The organism is Curtobacterium sp. 458 (assembly GCF_030406605.1).
Taxonomy (GTDB): Bacteria; Actinomycetota; Actinomycetes; order Actinomycetales; family Microbacteriaceae; genus Curtobacterium.
The window spans coordinates 1,372,593-1,386,732 of the sequence record NZ_CP129104.1; the positions used below are offsets into that span (position 1 = coordinate 1,372,593).

Here is a 14,140-nt window from a genome sequence, read left to right on the forward strand (position 1 = left end):
AGACCGGCCGGTCAGCCGATCGCGCGCCCGGCGCCCCACACCCGTGTCACCTCGAGCGACGGCGTCAGCGCGACGAGGTCGGCGGCGTACCCGGGGGCGATCCGGCCGAGGTGGTCGCCGAGCCCGAGCGCCCGAGCCGGCACCGAGGTGAGCGCGCCCACGGCGTCGGGCAGTGGCCGGTCCGCGAGCGTGACCGCGTTGCGGAGTGCCTGGTCCTGCGTGAGCGTCGACCCGGCGATCGTGTCGGTCCCTGCGACGAGGGCGACCCCCTCCGAGACGGTCACGGCGAGCGACCCGAGCGTGTAGGAGCCGTCCGCGGCTCCGGCGGCCCCCATCGCGTCGGTGACGAGCGCGACGCGGTCCGGCGCTGCGGCCAGCAGCATCCTCGCCACCGACGGGTGCACGTGCACGCCGTCGAGGATGAGTTCGAGTGTGACCCGGTCGTCGGCCACCGCGGCGGGGATCGGGCCCGGCGCGCGGTGGTGGATCCCCGGCATGGCGTTGCACGCGTGCGTGAGCAGGGTCGCGCCGGCGTCGAACGCGGCCCGCGCCTGGTCGTACGAGCACACCGTGTGGCCGACCGCGACGACCACGCCCGCCGCGACGAAGCGTTCGATGGCGCGGGTCGCTCCCGGGAGCTCCGGGGCGATCGTCACCTGGCGGATCACCCCGGAGCCTGCCTCGAGCAGGGCGTCGACGGCGTCCGGGCTCGGGTCGACCAGGAAGTCCGGGTTGTGGGCGCCCTTGTTCTGCGGCGACAGGAACGGCCCCTCCAGGTGCACACCGAGCACCAGGGGATCCGTGGCCATCACCGAACGGACCTGGGCGAGCGAGCCGACGAGGGAGGGCAGTGGGTTCGCGACGAGCGACAGGACCGACCGGGTCGTGCCGTGCCTCCGGTGCACCGCGAGCGCGGCCGCGAAGGAGTCGTCCTCGTAGGCTGCACCGCCACCACCGTGCCCGTGCAGGTCGACGAACCCGGGCACCAGGACGGCGTCGCCCAGGTCGACGACCTCGTCCGCCGTGGGGGCCTCGGGGCCGGAGCCGACCGCGCGGATGACGTCGCCGTCGAGGAGGACCCACCCGTCGGCCGTGGAGCCGCCGGCGTCGACGACGCGGGCCGACCGGACCAGCGTGCGCCGCGCCTCCAGGCCGCGCCCGCCGACGCCGGATCCCACGACAGCGGAACCGTTCACGGCGGAAGCGCCGACGGACCCGGCGGACCCGTCGGCGATGCCGGTCACCGCGTCTCCCGACGGAACTGCGCCACGCCGGAGAGCGCCGCGACGACCACGAACACGAGCCCCACGACCGGGTGCCCGATCGACACCCAGGCGGCGCCGGCGGCGACGACGAGTGCGACCTCGACGATCGTCTTGCCGACGATGTCCGTCTCGATCGGCGAGCGCGGCGAGCGGAAGAAGAACCAGACGACCGCGGCGAAGAGCGGTGCGCCGACGATGAAGAACACCGCCGGCAGCGGGTACGGCCAGGCGAGGTAGCCCCAGTACCCGAGCGAGTACAGCCCGAACGCGCACATCACCGCGCGCAGCACGTCCCACGCCCCGAAGCGGCGAGGCTGGACGGCGTGCGGATCGGGGGTCTCGGACCAGTCGACGGGGCTCTGCGGTGCGGACACGGTTCCTACTTGAAGATGATGGTGCGGGCGCCGTCGAGGAGCACGCGGTCCTCGGCGATCCACCGGACGGCCTGGGTGAGCGTGCGGGACTCCTCGTCCTGCCCGATCGACACGAGCTCGCCGGGGTCCTTCGTGTGGTCCACACGGACGACGTTCTGCTCGATGATCGGCCCCTCGTCGAGGTCACTCGTGACGAAGTGCGCCGTCGCCCCGATGAGCTTCACCCCGCGGGCGTGCGCCTGCCGGTACGGGTTCGCGCCCTTGAAGCCGGGCAGGAACGAGTGGTGGATGTTCACCGCGCGTCCCTCGAGCGCCGCGCAGAGCCCCGGCGACAGGATCTGCATGTACCGGGCGAGGACGACGAGCTCGATGTCGTGCTCGTCCACGGCCTCGAGGATCCGCTGCTCCATGTCGTGCTTGCTCTCCGCGTCGGTCACCGGCCGGTGCTCGAACGGCACGGAGTAGAACGACGCCAGCTCCTGCAGGTCGGCGTGGTTCGACAGCACGAGCGGTACCTCGATCGGGAGCTGGCCGCCGCGCTGCCGGTAGAGCAGGTCGTTGAGGCAGTGCCCGGCCTTCGACACGAGGACGAGCGTGCGGAGCGGCCGGCCGACGACGTCGAGCTGGACGCGGGCGTCGTAGCGCTGGACGACGGGGGCGAGGGCCTCCTCGAAGGCCTCGCGGTCGACCGGTGCCATGACCTGGAGGCGCATGAAGAACGTGTTCGTGTCCGCGCTGGAGAACTGCTGCGACTCGGTGATGTTGCCCTGCGCGGCGACGACGGCTCCGGACACGGCGTGCACGATCCCGGGGCGGTCGTCGCAGACGAGCGTGAGGGTCCAGTGCGTGGGCGTCGTCGCGGTGGTCGCGGGCGTCGGGTCGGTCACCGGATCAGGGTACCGGGCGTGCTGCCGCGCGCTGGTCGTGGTCGTGGACGTGGGCCGTTCCGGCGGGTCGCCCTGTGTCCCAGCGGTCGGCCTGGAGGCACCGGTCGCCTCCGTCCGTCGGCCCGCGCTCGCGAGGCGGTTGCATCAGCGCCGGGGGCGCCGCCCGGGCGCACTGCCGACGACGGGGCGCCGCCCCGGCGCACAACCAAAAAACGCAGCGAACCGCGAATCGACGCGGTTCGCTGCGTCTTTGGTTGTGCGGCGCCGGCGGCGCCCGCGTGCGCGCGCGGCTGCGGACCGGCTCGATCAGCGGGCCTGCGGCCGGGCGAGCGCGCGGTCCGCGATCGTCAGGACGCTCGCGGCGACGGCGACGCCGACGATCACCCACGCGAGCACGTGCAGGTCCGGCGTGGTAGGGGCCGTCCCGAACACGCCGCCGATGAGCGAGGACGCTCCGATCGCGCCGATGTACACGCTCGTCCGCGAGAGCCCGGCCGCGGTGCCGATGTACTCCGCGGGCACGACCCGGTACAGCGCAGCCTGGTTCGACACCGACGCGAAGGCCTGCGGGACGCCGAACAGCGCCGGCGTGAGCACGAGCAGGGCCACGGGGGACCCCGAATCGAGCAGGAGCAGGAGCAGCCCGCCGACGATCGGCACGACGGCCGCGGCGATGAGCGGCCCACGGACGGCCGTCTTCCGCGCGACCAGGAACGAGGCGATGCCGGCGACGATCGCCGCGGGCAGCTGGATGTACCCGGCGGCGTCGCTCGAGTACCCGGCGACGTCCTGCACCCACTGCGAGAAGCCGTACGTCATCGTGTACGCGAGCAGGTACACGAGGAACAGCCGCACGTACGTCCGGGACAGCGCGCCGTTGCGGGCGAGCAGCCGCACGTCGACGAACGGCTTCACGGCGCGCAGTTCCCACAGCACGAGCGCGACGAGCAGCACGACCGCGGTCCCGAGCAGCCACCAGAGCCCGGCCGAGAGGTCGAGCAGGAACACCAGGAGTGCCGACACGGTCCCGGTCATGAGGAGCATCCCGACCGGGTCGAGCGCCTGCAGCACCGGCGGGTCGTCGTCGTTCTGCGGACGCAGCCGGTCGGACGGCAGCCACAGCAGCGACACCACGATGCCGAACACCGCGAGCGGCACGTTGACGAGGAAGATCGCGTGCCAGCCGAAGGCCGCGATGAGCGCTCCGCCGAGCGGCGGCCCGGCTGCGGCGGACACGAGCGACGTGATCGAGAGCGCGCCGAGGACGAGCGGGGGCGTGGGCTTGCCGATCCGCGCCGAGTGCTGTCGGAGCGTCGTGAGCGCCGCCGGGTAGGCCGACGACGTGCCGATCCCGATGAGCACACGGGCCGTCACCGCACCGCCGAACCCGGTGAGGAACTCGGGCACGACCCCGGCGACGCCGACGATCACGAGACCGGAGAGGAACACCTTCTTCGGGCCGAACCGGTCCGCGAGCTTGCCCATCGTCGGCTGGGCGACGGCGCTCGCGAGGTACAGCGCCGCGACGAGCCAGATCGCCTGCGCGGCACCGATCCCGAGATCGCGGGAGATCGGTGCGAGGGCGACCGACACCATCGTCGTGTTGATCGGGTTGAGGAGCGGCCCGACGAGCACGGGGACGAGGAGCTTCGGGCCGAAGCCGCTGCCGCCGTGCTCCCCGGTCGGAGCTGGCGTGGGGACGGGTGCGGTCGCGGTCACGGCTCGACCAGCGGTTCGAGGATCTGCAGCGAGCGGGCCACGGTCGCGCGGTCCTCCGCGGTGAGCGCGGCCAGGCGGTCCGCGAGCACCCGGCTGCGGGCCGACCACGCGTCCTCGCGTGCGGCTGCGCCCGCCGGGGTCGCACGGACGAGGGTCCGTCGGCCGTCGGTGGGGTCCTGTCGGCGCTCGACGTACCCGAGGTCGACGAGTGCCTGGACGGTCGCGCCCATCGACTGCGGGCGGACACCCTCGGCGCGGGCGAGGTCGGCGACCGTGCTCTCGCCGTACCGGAGGAGGCGTCCGAGCGCCGCGGTCTGCGATGCGGTGACCTCGTCGGACTTGCCCGTGAGCAGGGTCCGGCGGATACGGCCGTGGATCGTCAGCAGCGCGCTGGCGAGATCGGGTGCACCATCGGAAGTCATTCCACCACGGTACTACTTCGACAGGAAAACTGGCAAGGCTTCCTGTCGATCAGGGCACGGCGTCCGTCGGGCTCGTGGCGTCCCCGACGAACGGCGAGAGGATCGCGGAGAGGGGTACCCCGTCGTCAGCGAACCACGAGTTGCTCGCGAGCACGACCGGGAACGCCTCGGCGAGCAGTGCCCGGCCGGCGCTCGTCAGGGTGATCCGCGACGGCCGTCCGCGTCCGCGCTCGGAGCCCCGGTCGAGCAGCCCGCGGTCCGCGAGTGCCCCGACGAGGGTGGTGGCGCTCTGTGGGCGGATGCCCACCGCGCGGGCCAGTTCCGCCTGGGTGAGCTGCTCACCGGCCGCCAGCTGCACGAGCGCCCCGAACTCGACGGGGCTGAGCCCCAGTGGCGCGAGCACGTCACCGAGGCGCCTGGCGAGCGTACGGGCAGCGCGGATCACCGTCCACGCGGCGATCGCGTCGACGTCGTCGCGCGTTGCTGAGAACTCCCGGGACACGACCCCAGGCTACCGGCGTACCGTTCAGTATCAGGAAACTGATACCACGGCGGACCATGATGCAGCACAACGACGGCGTCATCGCCGTGACCGGGGCCACGGGGGACGTCGGCGGTCAGACCGTCGAGCGGCTCCTCGGCGCGGGAGCCCGCGTCCGGGTGATCGTGCGCCGCCCGGAACAGGTGGACACGTTCACCTCACAGGGCGCCGACGCGCGCCTCGCCGACCTCGGTGACCGCGCGGCCGTGACCGCGGCGCTCGACGGGGTCGACCAGCTCTTCCTCGTCACGGCCGCGACGCCACGGCAGGCCGAGCACGGGCGGACCGCCGTCGACGCAGCCCGCGCGGCCGGGGTCCGCGCGGTCGTCCACCTGTCCGGCGGGGACGCGGCCGAGCACTCGCCGATGCCGTGGGCCGCCGCCATCTGGCAGGTGGACGAGGCCGTCCGGGCGAGTGGGCTCGAGCGGACGATCCTCCATCCGTCCGGGTTCATGACGAACCTCATGGCGTCCGGGCCGGTGATCCGACGGGGGATCTTCCCGCAGACGATGGGCCGCGGCGTCATCGGGTGGATCGACACGGCCGACATCGCCGCCGTCGCCGCGACCGTCCTGCTCCGTGGGGAGCACAGCGGTGCCGAGCCCGTGCTCACCGGCCCCGAACTCCTCGACGGCCGTGGTGTCGCACGCGGGCTCGCAGCCGGGCTCGGGCGCCCGGTCCGCTACCTCCACCTGCCGAGCCGGGTGTTCCGGACCGTGCTCCGCGCGAGCGGGGTCGACGCCTGGCAGGCCGAGGGCCTCCGCCAGCAGTTCGGTCGGGTCGCGCGACGGGGCCTCGACGGCGTGGACGCGTTCACCGACGAAGTCGAGCGCATCACCGGGGAGCCTCCCCACTCGCTCGCGGACTGGGCTCGCCGGCACCGCGACGAACTGCTCGGTCCCCGTGCCGCTGCCTGAGGCTCACGGAGCGGTGATCGTGCCGACTAGGTGCTCCTGCACGTACCCGACCCAGTCGTAGACGTCCCGCAGGCCGACCCCGGCCTCCGCGCGGTACGACGCCTCCTCGCTCGCGGCGTCCGTGATGCCGAGGCGCTCCGCGATCGTCAGCCGCAGGTCCGTGAGACACCGCAACCACGCCTGCTCGTCCTCGGGGGAGAACCCGCCCTCGCGCACCCCGATCAGCCACTCGTGCACGACCGCCGCGTTCGACGTCTTCTGCGTCAGCAGGTCGGACTGCGTCCACCGGCGGAACTCGGCGCTCGCCGCGTCGTCGTCCGGGTACGCGTCGGGGAACATGCGCGTGGCCACGGGGTCCGCGGACAGGTCGCCCGCGAGCACCTGCTGGAGCTGCTCGGTCAGCGACGTCAGGACGTCGCGCTCGCCGGAGGACAGGCCGAGGTGGACGCCGTCGGCACGGCGGACGAAGGGGATCACGGGGTCGGCGCCCGGTCGACCGTCGCCTGCAGGCCGTACCCGTGCATCGCCTCGACGTGGGCCTCCATCGCCTCGCGCGCCCCGGTCGCCACGATCGCCCGCCCGTCGTCGTTCACCTGGTGCATGAGCCGCTCCGCCTTCGCCCGCCCGAAGCCGAAGTAGGACTGGAAGACGTAGGTGACGTACGACATCAGGTTGACCGGGTCGTCCCAGACCACGGTCACCCAGGGCGTGTCGGAGCGGGTCGTCGTCCGCTCGTCGACGTCGGGGCTGAGCAGGGTCATGCCACCAGGGTGACACGAACCGGTGCGCTCGGTACGATCGGGGGGTCGCGACTGGCGTTGGATGGGTCACCATCGGGGAGCGACACCTGACACGGTGCGCGGCCGTACGCCTGGGCCGCGCCCACCCGTCCACCTCGTCGTGCGTGTGCGCGACGGAACAGACAACGAGGAGTCCCGTGTCCATCACCGATCTGACGCCTGCCACCGTGCAGTCGACCTTCAACGCCCCGCTCGCCGAGGTCGACCCCGAGATCGCCGCCGTCCTGCAGAACGAGCTCGGCCGCCAGCGCGACACCCTCGAGATGATCGCGTCCGAGAACTTCGTGCCGCGTGCCGTCCTCGAGTCGCAGGGCTCCGTCCTCACGAACAAGTACGCCGAGGGCTACCCGGGCAAGCGCTACTACGGCGGCTGCGAGTTCGTCGACGTCGCCGAGCAGCTCGCCATCGACCGGGCGAAGGCCCTCTTCGGCGCCGCCTACGCGAACGTCCAGCCGCACTCCGGCGCGAGCGCGAACGCCGCGGTCCTGCACGCCATCGCGTCCGCCGGCGACACCATCCTGGGCCTCGAGCTCGCCCACGGCGGCCACTTGACCCACGGCATGAAGCTCAACTTCTCCGGCCGCATCTACAACGCGGTGTCCTACGGCGTCGACCCGGAGACCTTCGAGGTCGACTACGACGACATCCGCGCGAAGGCGATCGAGCACCAGCCCAAGGTCCTCATCGCCGGCTGGTCGGCGTACCCGCGCCAGCTCGACTTCGCGAAGTTCCGCGAGATCGCGGACGAGGTCGGCGCGACGCTCTGGGTGGACATGGCGCACTTCGCCGGGCTCGTCGCCGCGGGCCTGCACCCGTCGCCGTTGCCTCACGCCCACGTCGTGTCCTCGACCGTGCACAAGACCCTCGCCGGTCCGCGCTCGGGCATCATCCTGTCCAACGAGGAGTCGCTCTTCAAGAAGCTGAACTCCGCGGTCTTCCCGGGGCAGCAGGGCGGCCCGCTCATGCACGTGATCGCCGCCAAGGCCACCGCGTTCCTCCTCGCCGGCCAGCCGGAGTTCAAGGACCGCCAGGAGCGCACGCTCCGCGGCGCTCGTCTGCTGGCGGACCGCCTCACGCAGGCCGACGCGAAGGCCGCCGGCATCGACGTCCTCACGGGCGGCACCGACGTGCACCTGGTGCTCGTCGACCTCCGCGAGTCCGAGGTCGACGGCAAGCAGGCCGAGGACCTCCTGCACCAGGTCGGCATCACCGTGAACCGCAACTCCGTGCCGTTCGACCCGCGCCCGCCGATGGTCACCTCCGGTGTCCGCATCGGCACCCCGGCGCTGGCGACCCGTGGCTTCGGCGACGCCGAGTTCACCGAGGTCGCCGACATCATCGCGCTGACGCTCATGCCGAACCCGGACATCGAGGCGCTCTCGGCCCGGGTGAAGGCGCTGGCCGACGCGTTCCCGCTCTACGCGTGAGCGCCGCCGTGGCCGATCTGCCGCGGGCGCTCTGGGACGGTGAGGGCTCTGCCGTCCGCATCGACGGCACCGCCCTCGCCGCCCGCACCCTCGACGACCTGAAGCTCCGAATCGACCGTCTGCACGACCACGGGTTCCGGCCCGGCCTCGGCACGATCATGGTCGGGCAGAACCCGGGCTCGGTGTCCTACGTCGCCGGCAAGCACAAGGACTCGGCGCAGATCGGGCTCGACTCGGTCCGCATCGACCTGCCCGAGACGGCGAGTGCCGCCGACATCCGCGCGGCGATCCTGCAGATGAACGACGACCCCCGGGTCACCGCCTTCATCGTGCAGCTCCCACTGCCGCAGGGCATCGACCCGATCCCCATGCTCGAGCTGATGAACCCGGCGAAGGACGCCGACGGCCTGCACCCGACCAACCTCGGCGAGCTCGTCCTCGCCGTCCCCGGTGGTGCGGGCACGATCGACGCTCCGCTGCCGTGCACCCCGCGCGGGATCGTCGCGATGCTCGAGGCGTACGAGGTCCCGATCAGGGGCCAGCACGTCACGATCATCGGGCAGGGGCTCACGGTCGGTCGGCCGCTCGGCCTGCTCCTCACGCGGCTCGAGGCCACCGCCACCCTGACGCACTCGCTCACCGAGGACGTCGCGGCCGAGTGCCGCCGTGCCGACATCATCGTCGCCGCGGCCGGTGTGGCCGGGCTCGTCCAGCCGGACTGGGTCAAGCCCGGTGCGGCGGTCATCGACGTCGGCATCAGCCGCATCGTCGACGAGGAGACCGGCAAGGCGAAGCTCCGCGGCGACGTCGACCCTGCGGTCGCATCGGTCGCGGGGTTCCTGTCGCCGACGCCGGGCGGCGTCGGGCCGATGACCCGCGCGATGCTCATGAAGAACGTCGTCGAAGCGGCCGAGCGCCACCTGCGCTGACGGTCACCCTCGCGAGAGCGACAGATCTCCCTGGCCCACCCACGGGGATCTGTCGCTTCCGCGTTCCGGTCGCGTCCAGCCCCGGACTGGAGGCACGGATCACCTCCGCCGGATCGCGCGCCTGGTGCTACGGTCGCCGCATGGGGGATGACCGAACGCTGACGGAGCCGGTGCTGCGAGCGCGCCCCGAGCCGTCGCAGCTCACGAAGGACGCCCGGTGGATGGTGCTGATCGTGCTGCTCGCGCTCGTCGTGCAGCACTTCGGTGCGACCTGGTCGACCGGGTTCTCGCACGCCGGCACGCAGACGACGATCACGAGCAGCCCGTGGGTCGCGTGGACGCTCACCACGATCGGGTTCGCGGTCGTCGGGTCCGTCGTGGCGATCGCGCGCCGCGGAGCCGTCCGCTTCGACGAGCACACCGTCATGGGACTCGCGCTGGCCGGGGTCGTCGGCACGACCGTGCTCGTGTGGCTGCTGATCCCGGTCGAGATGACCTGGGTGCAGTGGGCCGTCGAACACGGCGATCCGCACCCGTTCGTCTTCGGGAACGTGCACGTCGTGTCCCGCTACGCCGACTACACGGGCTGACGCGCGCGCCGGCCGCCACACGCCGCCTTCCGCACGTCGAACCACGAAAGCGACGTCGAACCGCCACGTGGCACTGGTTCGATGTCGCTTTCGAGGTTCGGTAGCGCCCGGCGCAGCAGCGCAGCAGCGCAGCAGCGCAGCAGCGCAGCGCGCGTCAGTCGCGCCGGGCGCCCTGCGCGGCGTGCACGGTGAACACGGTGGGCTCGCGGTACCCGGCCGCCGCGAAGGCGGACGTGACCGCGTCCGCGATCGCGCCACGGGCCTCCCGGTCGACCAACGCGATCGCCGCACCGCCGAACCCGCCACCGGTCATCCGAGCGCCCACCGCGCCGTGCTCCATCGCGGTGGCGACCGCCAGGTCGAGCTCGGGCACCGAGATCTCGAAGTCGTCGCGCATGGACTCGTGCGACGCCACGAGCAGCGCACCGATCGCCCGCGGGCCGTCCTCGCGGAGGGTGCGCACCGTGTCGAGGACCCGCTGGTCCTCGGTCACGACGTGACGGACGCGGCGGAAGGTCTCGTCGTCCAGCAGCTCCTGGGCGCGCGGGAGGTCGTCCACCGACAGGTCGCGGAGCGCCTCGACGCCCATCACCGCGGCACCGCGCTCGCAGGAGTCGCGACGCGCCTTGTAGCCGCCCGTGGCGTGGGCGTGCTCCACGCGGGTGTCGACGACGAGCACCTCGAGCCCGTTCGCCTCGAGCGCCAGGTCGACCACGACCGTGTCGAGCGTCCGGCAGTCGAGGAACACGACCGCGTCCTGCTCACCGAGCAGCGACGCGGACTGGTCCATGATCCCGGTGGGGGCGCCCACGGCGTGGTTCTCGGAGTACTGCCCGACGCGCGCGAGCGTCTTGCGGTCGAGCCCGAGCTCCCAGAGGTCGTTGAACGCGAGGGCCACGCCGCACTCGATCGCGGCGCTCGACGACAGTCCGGCGCCGACCGGGACGTCGGACTCGATGAACACGTCGAAGCCGGACTTGTCCGACAGGTCGGCACCGGCGTGCTCGCGGAGCGCCCAGGCGATGCCGAACACGTAGGCCGACCAGCCCTCCATGCGGTCGGGCGACAGCTCGTCGAGGGTCAGCTCGACGACCGACGACGGGTCGAACGCCGACGCGACCCGCAGCACGCGGTCGTCCCGCTGCCCGATCGACGCCACGGTCCGGCGATCGATCGCGAAGGGCAGCACGTACCCGTCGTTGTAGTCGGTGTGCTCACCGATGAGGTTGACCCGGCCGGGGGCGGAGTACCGCACCGTGGGCTCGTACCCGTAGACCTGCTGGAACGTCATGCGCGCTCGATCCCTCCTCGGATGAACTCGGCCGCCTTCTCGGGCACGAGGTCCCCGATCCAGGCGCCCATGGCGGCCTCGCTGCCGGCCAGGAACTTGAGCTTGTCCGCCGCGCGGCGCGGGGACGTGATCTGCAGCATGAGCCGCACGGTGTCGCGGCCGGTGTGCACCGGGGCCTGGTGCCAGGCGGCGATGTACGGCGTGGGGTCACCGTAGAGCTCGTCGATCCCGCGCGTCAGCCGGAGGTGCATGTGCGCCAGCTCGTCCTTCTCGGCGTCGGTGAGCCCGGCGAAGTCGGGCACGTGGCGGTGCGGGAGCATGTGGATCTCGATCGGCCAGCGCGCCGCGAACGGCACGAAGGCGGTGAAGTGCTCGCCGGCGAGGACGACCCGGTCGGACGCCCGCTCGTTCGCGAGGTGCTGCTCGAACAGGTCCGGCCCGAAGCGCTCGATCGAGGCCAGGAGTCGCTGGGTGCGCGGCGTGACGTACGGGTAGGCGTAGATCTGCCCGTGCGGGTGGTGCAGCGTGACGCCGATCGCCTCGCCCCGGTTCTCGAACGGGAACACCTGTTGGATGCCGGGCAGCTCGGACAGTGCTGCGGTTCGGTCCGCCCACGCCTCGACCACGGTGCGGGCACGCGACTCGGAGATCGACGCGTAGGAGCCCTCGGTGGCGGGGGAGAAGCACACGACCTCGCAGCGTCCGACGCTGCGGAACTGGCGGTTGAGCCCGACCTCGGTCAGGGCGTCGAGCGACGGCGGGGCGTCCTCGGCGCCGCCCGGCCCGGCGAGCATCGGCCCGAACGACGGCGAACGGTTCTCGAACACCGCGACGTCGTACACGCTCGGGATCTCGGAGGGGTTCGCCGGGCTCTGCGGCGCCAGCGGGTCCTGGTCGGCCGGCGGCAGGAACACGCGGTTCTGCCGGCTCGCCGCGATCGACACCCACTCGCCCGTGAGGACGTCCTGACGCATCCGGGCCGTGTCCGGCCGGGGGTCGAGGACGCGCTGGTCGATGCTCCGCTCGGCGGGCAGGGTCGAGTCGGCGTCGTCGAAGTAGAAGAGGTCGCGGCCGTCCGCGAGCTTCGTCGCGCGCTTGGTGATCACCGGAGCAGCCTAGCGTGATCCGAAGTGTTGCGAAAGCAGACGGAAGCGGACGAAACTGAGCACGTGACCGACGACGACCTCTTCCTCGACGGCGCGCTCCCGGCGCCCCTCCGCCAGGACCGCATCGTCGCCATCGTCGAGGGGGCACCCGGGCTCGTCCGGACGGCCGCCCTGGCAGCGGCCCTCGGCACGAGCGAGGTGACGGTCCGACAGGACCTCGCCACCCTCGACCTGGAGGCACGGATCCGGCGGGTGCACGGCGGTGCGGTCCGTCTCGTGGCCGGTTCGGGCGAGCGCCCGCTCGAGGAGACCGCGGTCGAGCACCAGGTCGCGAAGGCAGCGATCGGCCGCTCCGCGGCCGCGCTCGTGCGCTCCGGCGAGTGCGTCGTGCTCGACGTCGGCACCACACCCGCAGCGGTGGCGTCCGCCCTGGTGGCACGGACGGACCTGGTCGACGTGACCGTGGTGACGAACTCCCTGACGACGGCACTCGCCCTCGAACCCGCCGTCCCGCGCTTCACCGTCATCGTCACCGGCGGGACGCTCCGACCGCTGCAGCACTCGCTCGTCGCACCGTTCAACAACACCGTGGTCCCGATGATCGCCGCCGACGTCGCGTTCCTCGGCGGCACGGGCGTCGACGTCGAGCACGGCCTGACGAACGTCAACCTCCCCGAGACCGAGACGAAGCGGATGCTCGCCGCGACGGCACGGCGTACGGTCGTGGTCGCGGACGGGTCGAAGTTCGGCCGGGCCCACATCGGGGTCGTCCGTGCGCTCGAGGACGTCGACGTCGTCGTGACGGCCGAGGCCCCGGCGGACCTGGTCGACGCCGTGCGCGCGGCCGGGGTCGAGGTCGTCGTCGCCGACGAGCGCTGAAGCACCGCAGTACGGGTTCCACCCGCGTTCCCAGGAAGGACCAGCCCGCCATGACCGCAGCAGCCCCCACCGGAGGCCAGTACCACCTCCGCCACGCCGGACCGGACGGCGTCGTCGAGGCCGTCGTGACCGAGGTCGCCGCGGGCATCCGCGAGCTCCGCGTCGCCGGGTTCGACCTCACCGAGCCGTTCGGTGCGGACCAGGCCCCGCCGGGAGCCGACGGCATCGTGCTCGTGCCGTGGCCGAACCGGGTCGCCGGCGGTCGGTGGGAACTCGACGGCGCCGTCCAGCAGCTCGACGTCTCCGAGCCGAAGTACGGCAACGCCTCGCACGGGCTGCTCCGCTTCGCGCCGTACCGGACCGTGACGCAGACGGAGTCGTCGATCGAGCAGGAGGCCACGATCCACCCGCAGCACGGCTGGCCGTTCACCCTCGAGACCCGTGTGCACCACGAACTCGTCGACGACGGCATCCGCGTCACCCACACGATCACGAACCGCTCCGGCGTCCGGGCGCCCTTCGCCGTCGGCGCGCACCCGTACCTCCGCGCCGGCGACACCCCCGCCGAGGACCTCGTCGTGACGCTCGACGGCGCCACGGCCTTCTCGACGAACGAGCAGAAGGTGCCCGACGGGTCGTTCGACGTCACCGGCACCGATTCCGACCTCCGCGCCGGGCGTCGCGCGGGCGACTCGGACCTCGACACCGCCTACACGGACATCGCGGCCGACGAGCACGGCGTCCGGCGCACGACGCTGCACGGCCCGGAGGGCGACGGCGTCGAGCTCTGGCAGGACGAGTCGTTCCCGTACGTGCAGGTGTTCACCTCCCGGACGTTCCCCCGGGGCGACGGCACCGGTCTGGCCGTGGCCGTCGAGCCGATGACCGCGCCCGCGAACGCGCTCAACTCGGGGGAGGGCCTGCGCTGGCTCGAGCCCGACGAGACCTGGACCGGCACCTGGGGCATCCGCCGCGTCTGGTCCTGAGCCGCAC

Annotated in this window: 16 protein-coding genes and 1 riboswitch; of the genes, 6 read left to right on the top strand and 10 right to left on the bottom strand. The window is 72.6% G+C overall.

Features of this window, described 5'->3' with window-relative positions:
- Positions 1–11: 11 nt before the first annotated feature.
- From nagA to QPJ90_RS06845, 6 genes are all read right to left on the bottom strand, one after another.
- Positions 12–1,244, bottom strand: coding sequence for an N-acetylglucosamine-6-phosphate deacetylase (gene nagA, locus QPJ90_RS06820; protein WP_290133681.1), 1,233 nt, complete (start codon positions 1,242–1,244; stop codon positions 12–14).
- A complete protein-coding gene (locus QPJ90_RS06825; protein WP_290133682.1) occupies positions 1,241–1,639 on the bottom strand; it encodes a YrdB family protein in 399 nt (132 codons plus the stop codon). The genes nagA and QPJ90_RS06825 overlap by 4 nt, the downstream gene beginning before the upstream one ends.
- A gap of 5 nt (positions 1,640–1,644) precedes the next feature.
- Positions 1,645–2,526, bottom strand: a complete 882-nt coding sequence (gene purU / locus QPJ90_RS06830) for a formyltetrahydrofolate deformylase (RefSeq protein ID WP_290133683.1) — start codon at positions 2,524–2,526, stop codon at positions 1,645–1,647.
- 306 nt (positions 2,527–2,832) lie between these two features.
- The gene (locus QPJ90_RS06835; RefSeq protein ID WP_290133684.1) at positions 2,833–4,245 is read right to left on the bottom strand and encodes an MFS transporter; all 1,413 of its coding nucleotides are present in this window, start codon (positions 4,243–4,245) and stop codon (positions 2,833–2,835) included.
- Complete coding sequence (locus QPJ90_RS06840; RefSeq protein ID WP_290133685.1) at positions 4,242–4,667, bottom strand: MarR family transcriptional regulator; 426 nt, start codon at positions 4,665–4,667, stop codon at positions 4,242–4,244. Before QPJ90_RS06840 ends, QPJ90_RS06835 begins: the two co-directional genes overlap by 4 nt.
- Positions 4,668–4,716: 49 nt before the next feature.
- Positions 4,717–5,169 (bottom strand): MarR family transcriptional regulator, encoded by a 453-nt coding sequence (locus QPJ90_RS06845; RefSeq protein WP_290133686.1) that lies wholly within the window; start codon positions 5,167–5,169, stop codon positions 4,717–4,719.
- A 56-nt stretch (positions 5,170–5,225) separates the two neighbouring features.
- On the opposite strand from QPJ90_RS06845, the gene QPJ90_RS06850 reads away from it, so the two are divergent.
- Positions 5,226–6,125, top strand: coding sequence for an NmrA family NAD(P)-binding protein (locus QPJ90_RS06850; protein WP_290133687.1), 900 nt, complete (start codon positions 5,226–5,228; stop codon positions 6,123–6,125).
- Positions 6,126–6,128: 3 nt separating this feature from the next.
- Here the strand turns inward: QPJ90_RS06850 and QPJ90_RS06855 are convergent, their stop codons facing one another.
- On the bottom strand, positions 6,129–6,602 hold the full coding sequence (locus tag QPJ90_RS06855) for a DUF2017 family protein (RefSeq protein ID WP_290133688.1): 474 nt from the start codon (positions 6,600–6,602) through the stop codon (positions 6,129–6,131).
- Positions 6,599–6,886 carry an ATP-dependent Clp protease adapter ClpS gene (gene clpS / locus QPJ90_RS06860; protein WP_290133689.1) on the bottom strand — a complete coding sequence of 96 codons (288 nt, stop codon included), beginning with the start codon at positions 6,884–6,886 and terminating at the stop codon, positions 6,599–6,601. Before clpS ends, QPJ90_RS06855 begins: the two co-directional genes overlap by 4 nt.
- A gap of 37 nt (positions 6,887–6,923) precedes the next feature.
- Positions 6,924–7,009, top strand: a riboswitch (ZMP/ZTP riboswitch).
- 59 nt (positions 7,010–7,068) lie between these two features.
- Between clpS and glyA the strand changes: the two genes are divergently transcribed.
- The 3 genes from glyA to QPJ90_RS06875 all read left to right on the top strand — a co-directional run bounded on the left by glyA (position 7,069) and on the right by QPJ90_RS06875 (position 9,871).
- A complete protein-coding gene (gene glyA / locus QPJ90_RS06865) occupies positions 7,069–8,352 on the top strand; it encodes a serine hydroxymethyltransferase (protein WP_290134184.1) in 1,284 nt (427 codons plus the stop codon).
- A complete protein-coding gene (locus QPJ90_RS06870) occupies positions 8,349–9,281 on the top strand; it encodes a tetrahydrofolate dehydrogenase/cyclohydrolase catalytic domain-containing protein (protein ID WP_290133690.1) in 933 nt (310 codons plus the stop codon). Before glyA ends, QPJ90_RS06870 begins: the two co-directional genes overlap by 4 nt.
- A 140-nt stretch (positions 9,282–9,421) precedes the next feature.
- The gene (locus QPJ90_RS06875) at positions 9,422–9,871 is read left to right on the top strand and encodes a hypothetical protein (RefSeq protein ID WP_290133691.1); all 450 of its coding nucleotides are present in this window, start codon (positions 9,422–9,424) and stop codon (positions 9,869–9,871) included.
- A 154-nt stretch (positions 9,872–10,025) separates the two neighbouring features.
- Here the strand turns inward: QPJ90_RS06875 and galK are convergent, their stop codons facing one another.
- A complete protein-coding gene (gene galK, locus QPJ90_RS06880; protein ID WP_290133692.1) occupies positions 10,026–11,162 on the bottom strand; it encodes a galactokinase in 1,137 nt (378 codons plus the stop codon).
- Entirely contained in the window at positions 11,159–12,268 is a 1,110-nt protein-coding gene (gene galT / locus QPJ90_RS06885; RefSeq protein ID WP_290133693.1) for a galactose-1-phosphate uridylyltransferase, read from the bottom strand. The genes galK and galT overlap by 4 nt, the downstream gene beginning before the upstream one ends.
- A gap of 63 nt (positions 12,269–12,331) precedes the next feature.
- Here galT and QPJ90_RS06890 point away from each other — a divergent pair, with 63 nt between their 5' ends.
- Together QPJ90_RS06890 and QPJ90_RS06895 are read left to right on the top strand one after the other, a co-directional pair.
- Positions 12,332–13,147 carry a DeoR/GlpR family DNA-binding transcription regulator gene (locus QPJ90_RS06890; protein ID WP_290133694.1) on the top strand — a complete coding sequence of 272 codons (816 nt, stop codon included), beginning with the start codon at positions 12,332–12,334 and terminating at the stop codon, positions 13,145–13,147.
- Positions 13,148–13,197: 50 nt separating this feature from the next.
- Positions 13,198–14,133, top strand: a complete 936-nt coding sequence (locus QPJ90_RS06895) for an aldose 1-epimerase family protein (RefSeq protein ID WP_290133695.1) — start codon at positions 13,198–13,200, stop codon at positions 14,131–14,133.
- Positions 14,134–14,140 lie beyond the last annotated feature (7 nt).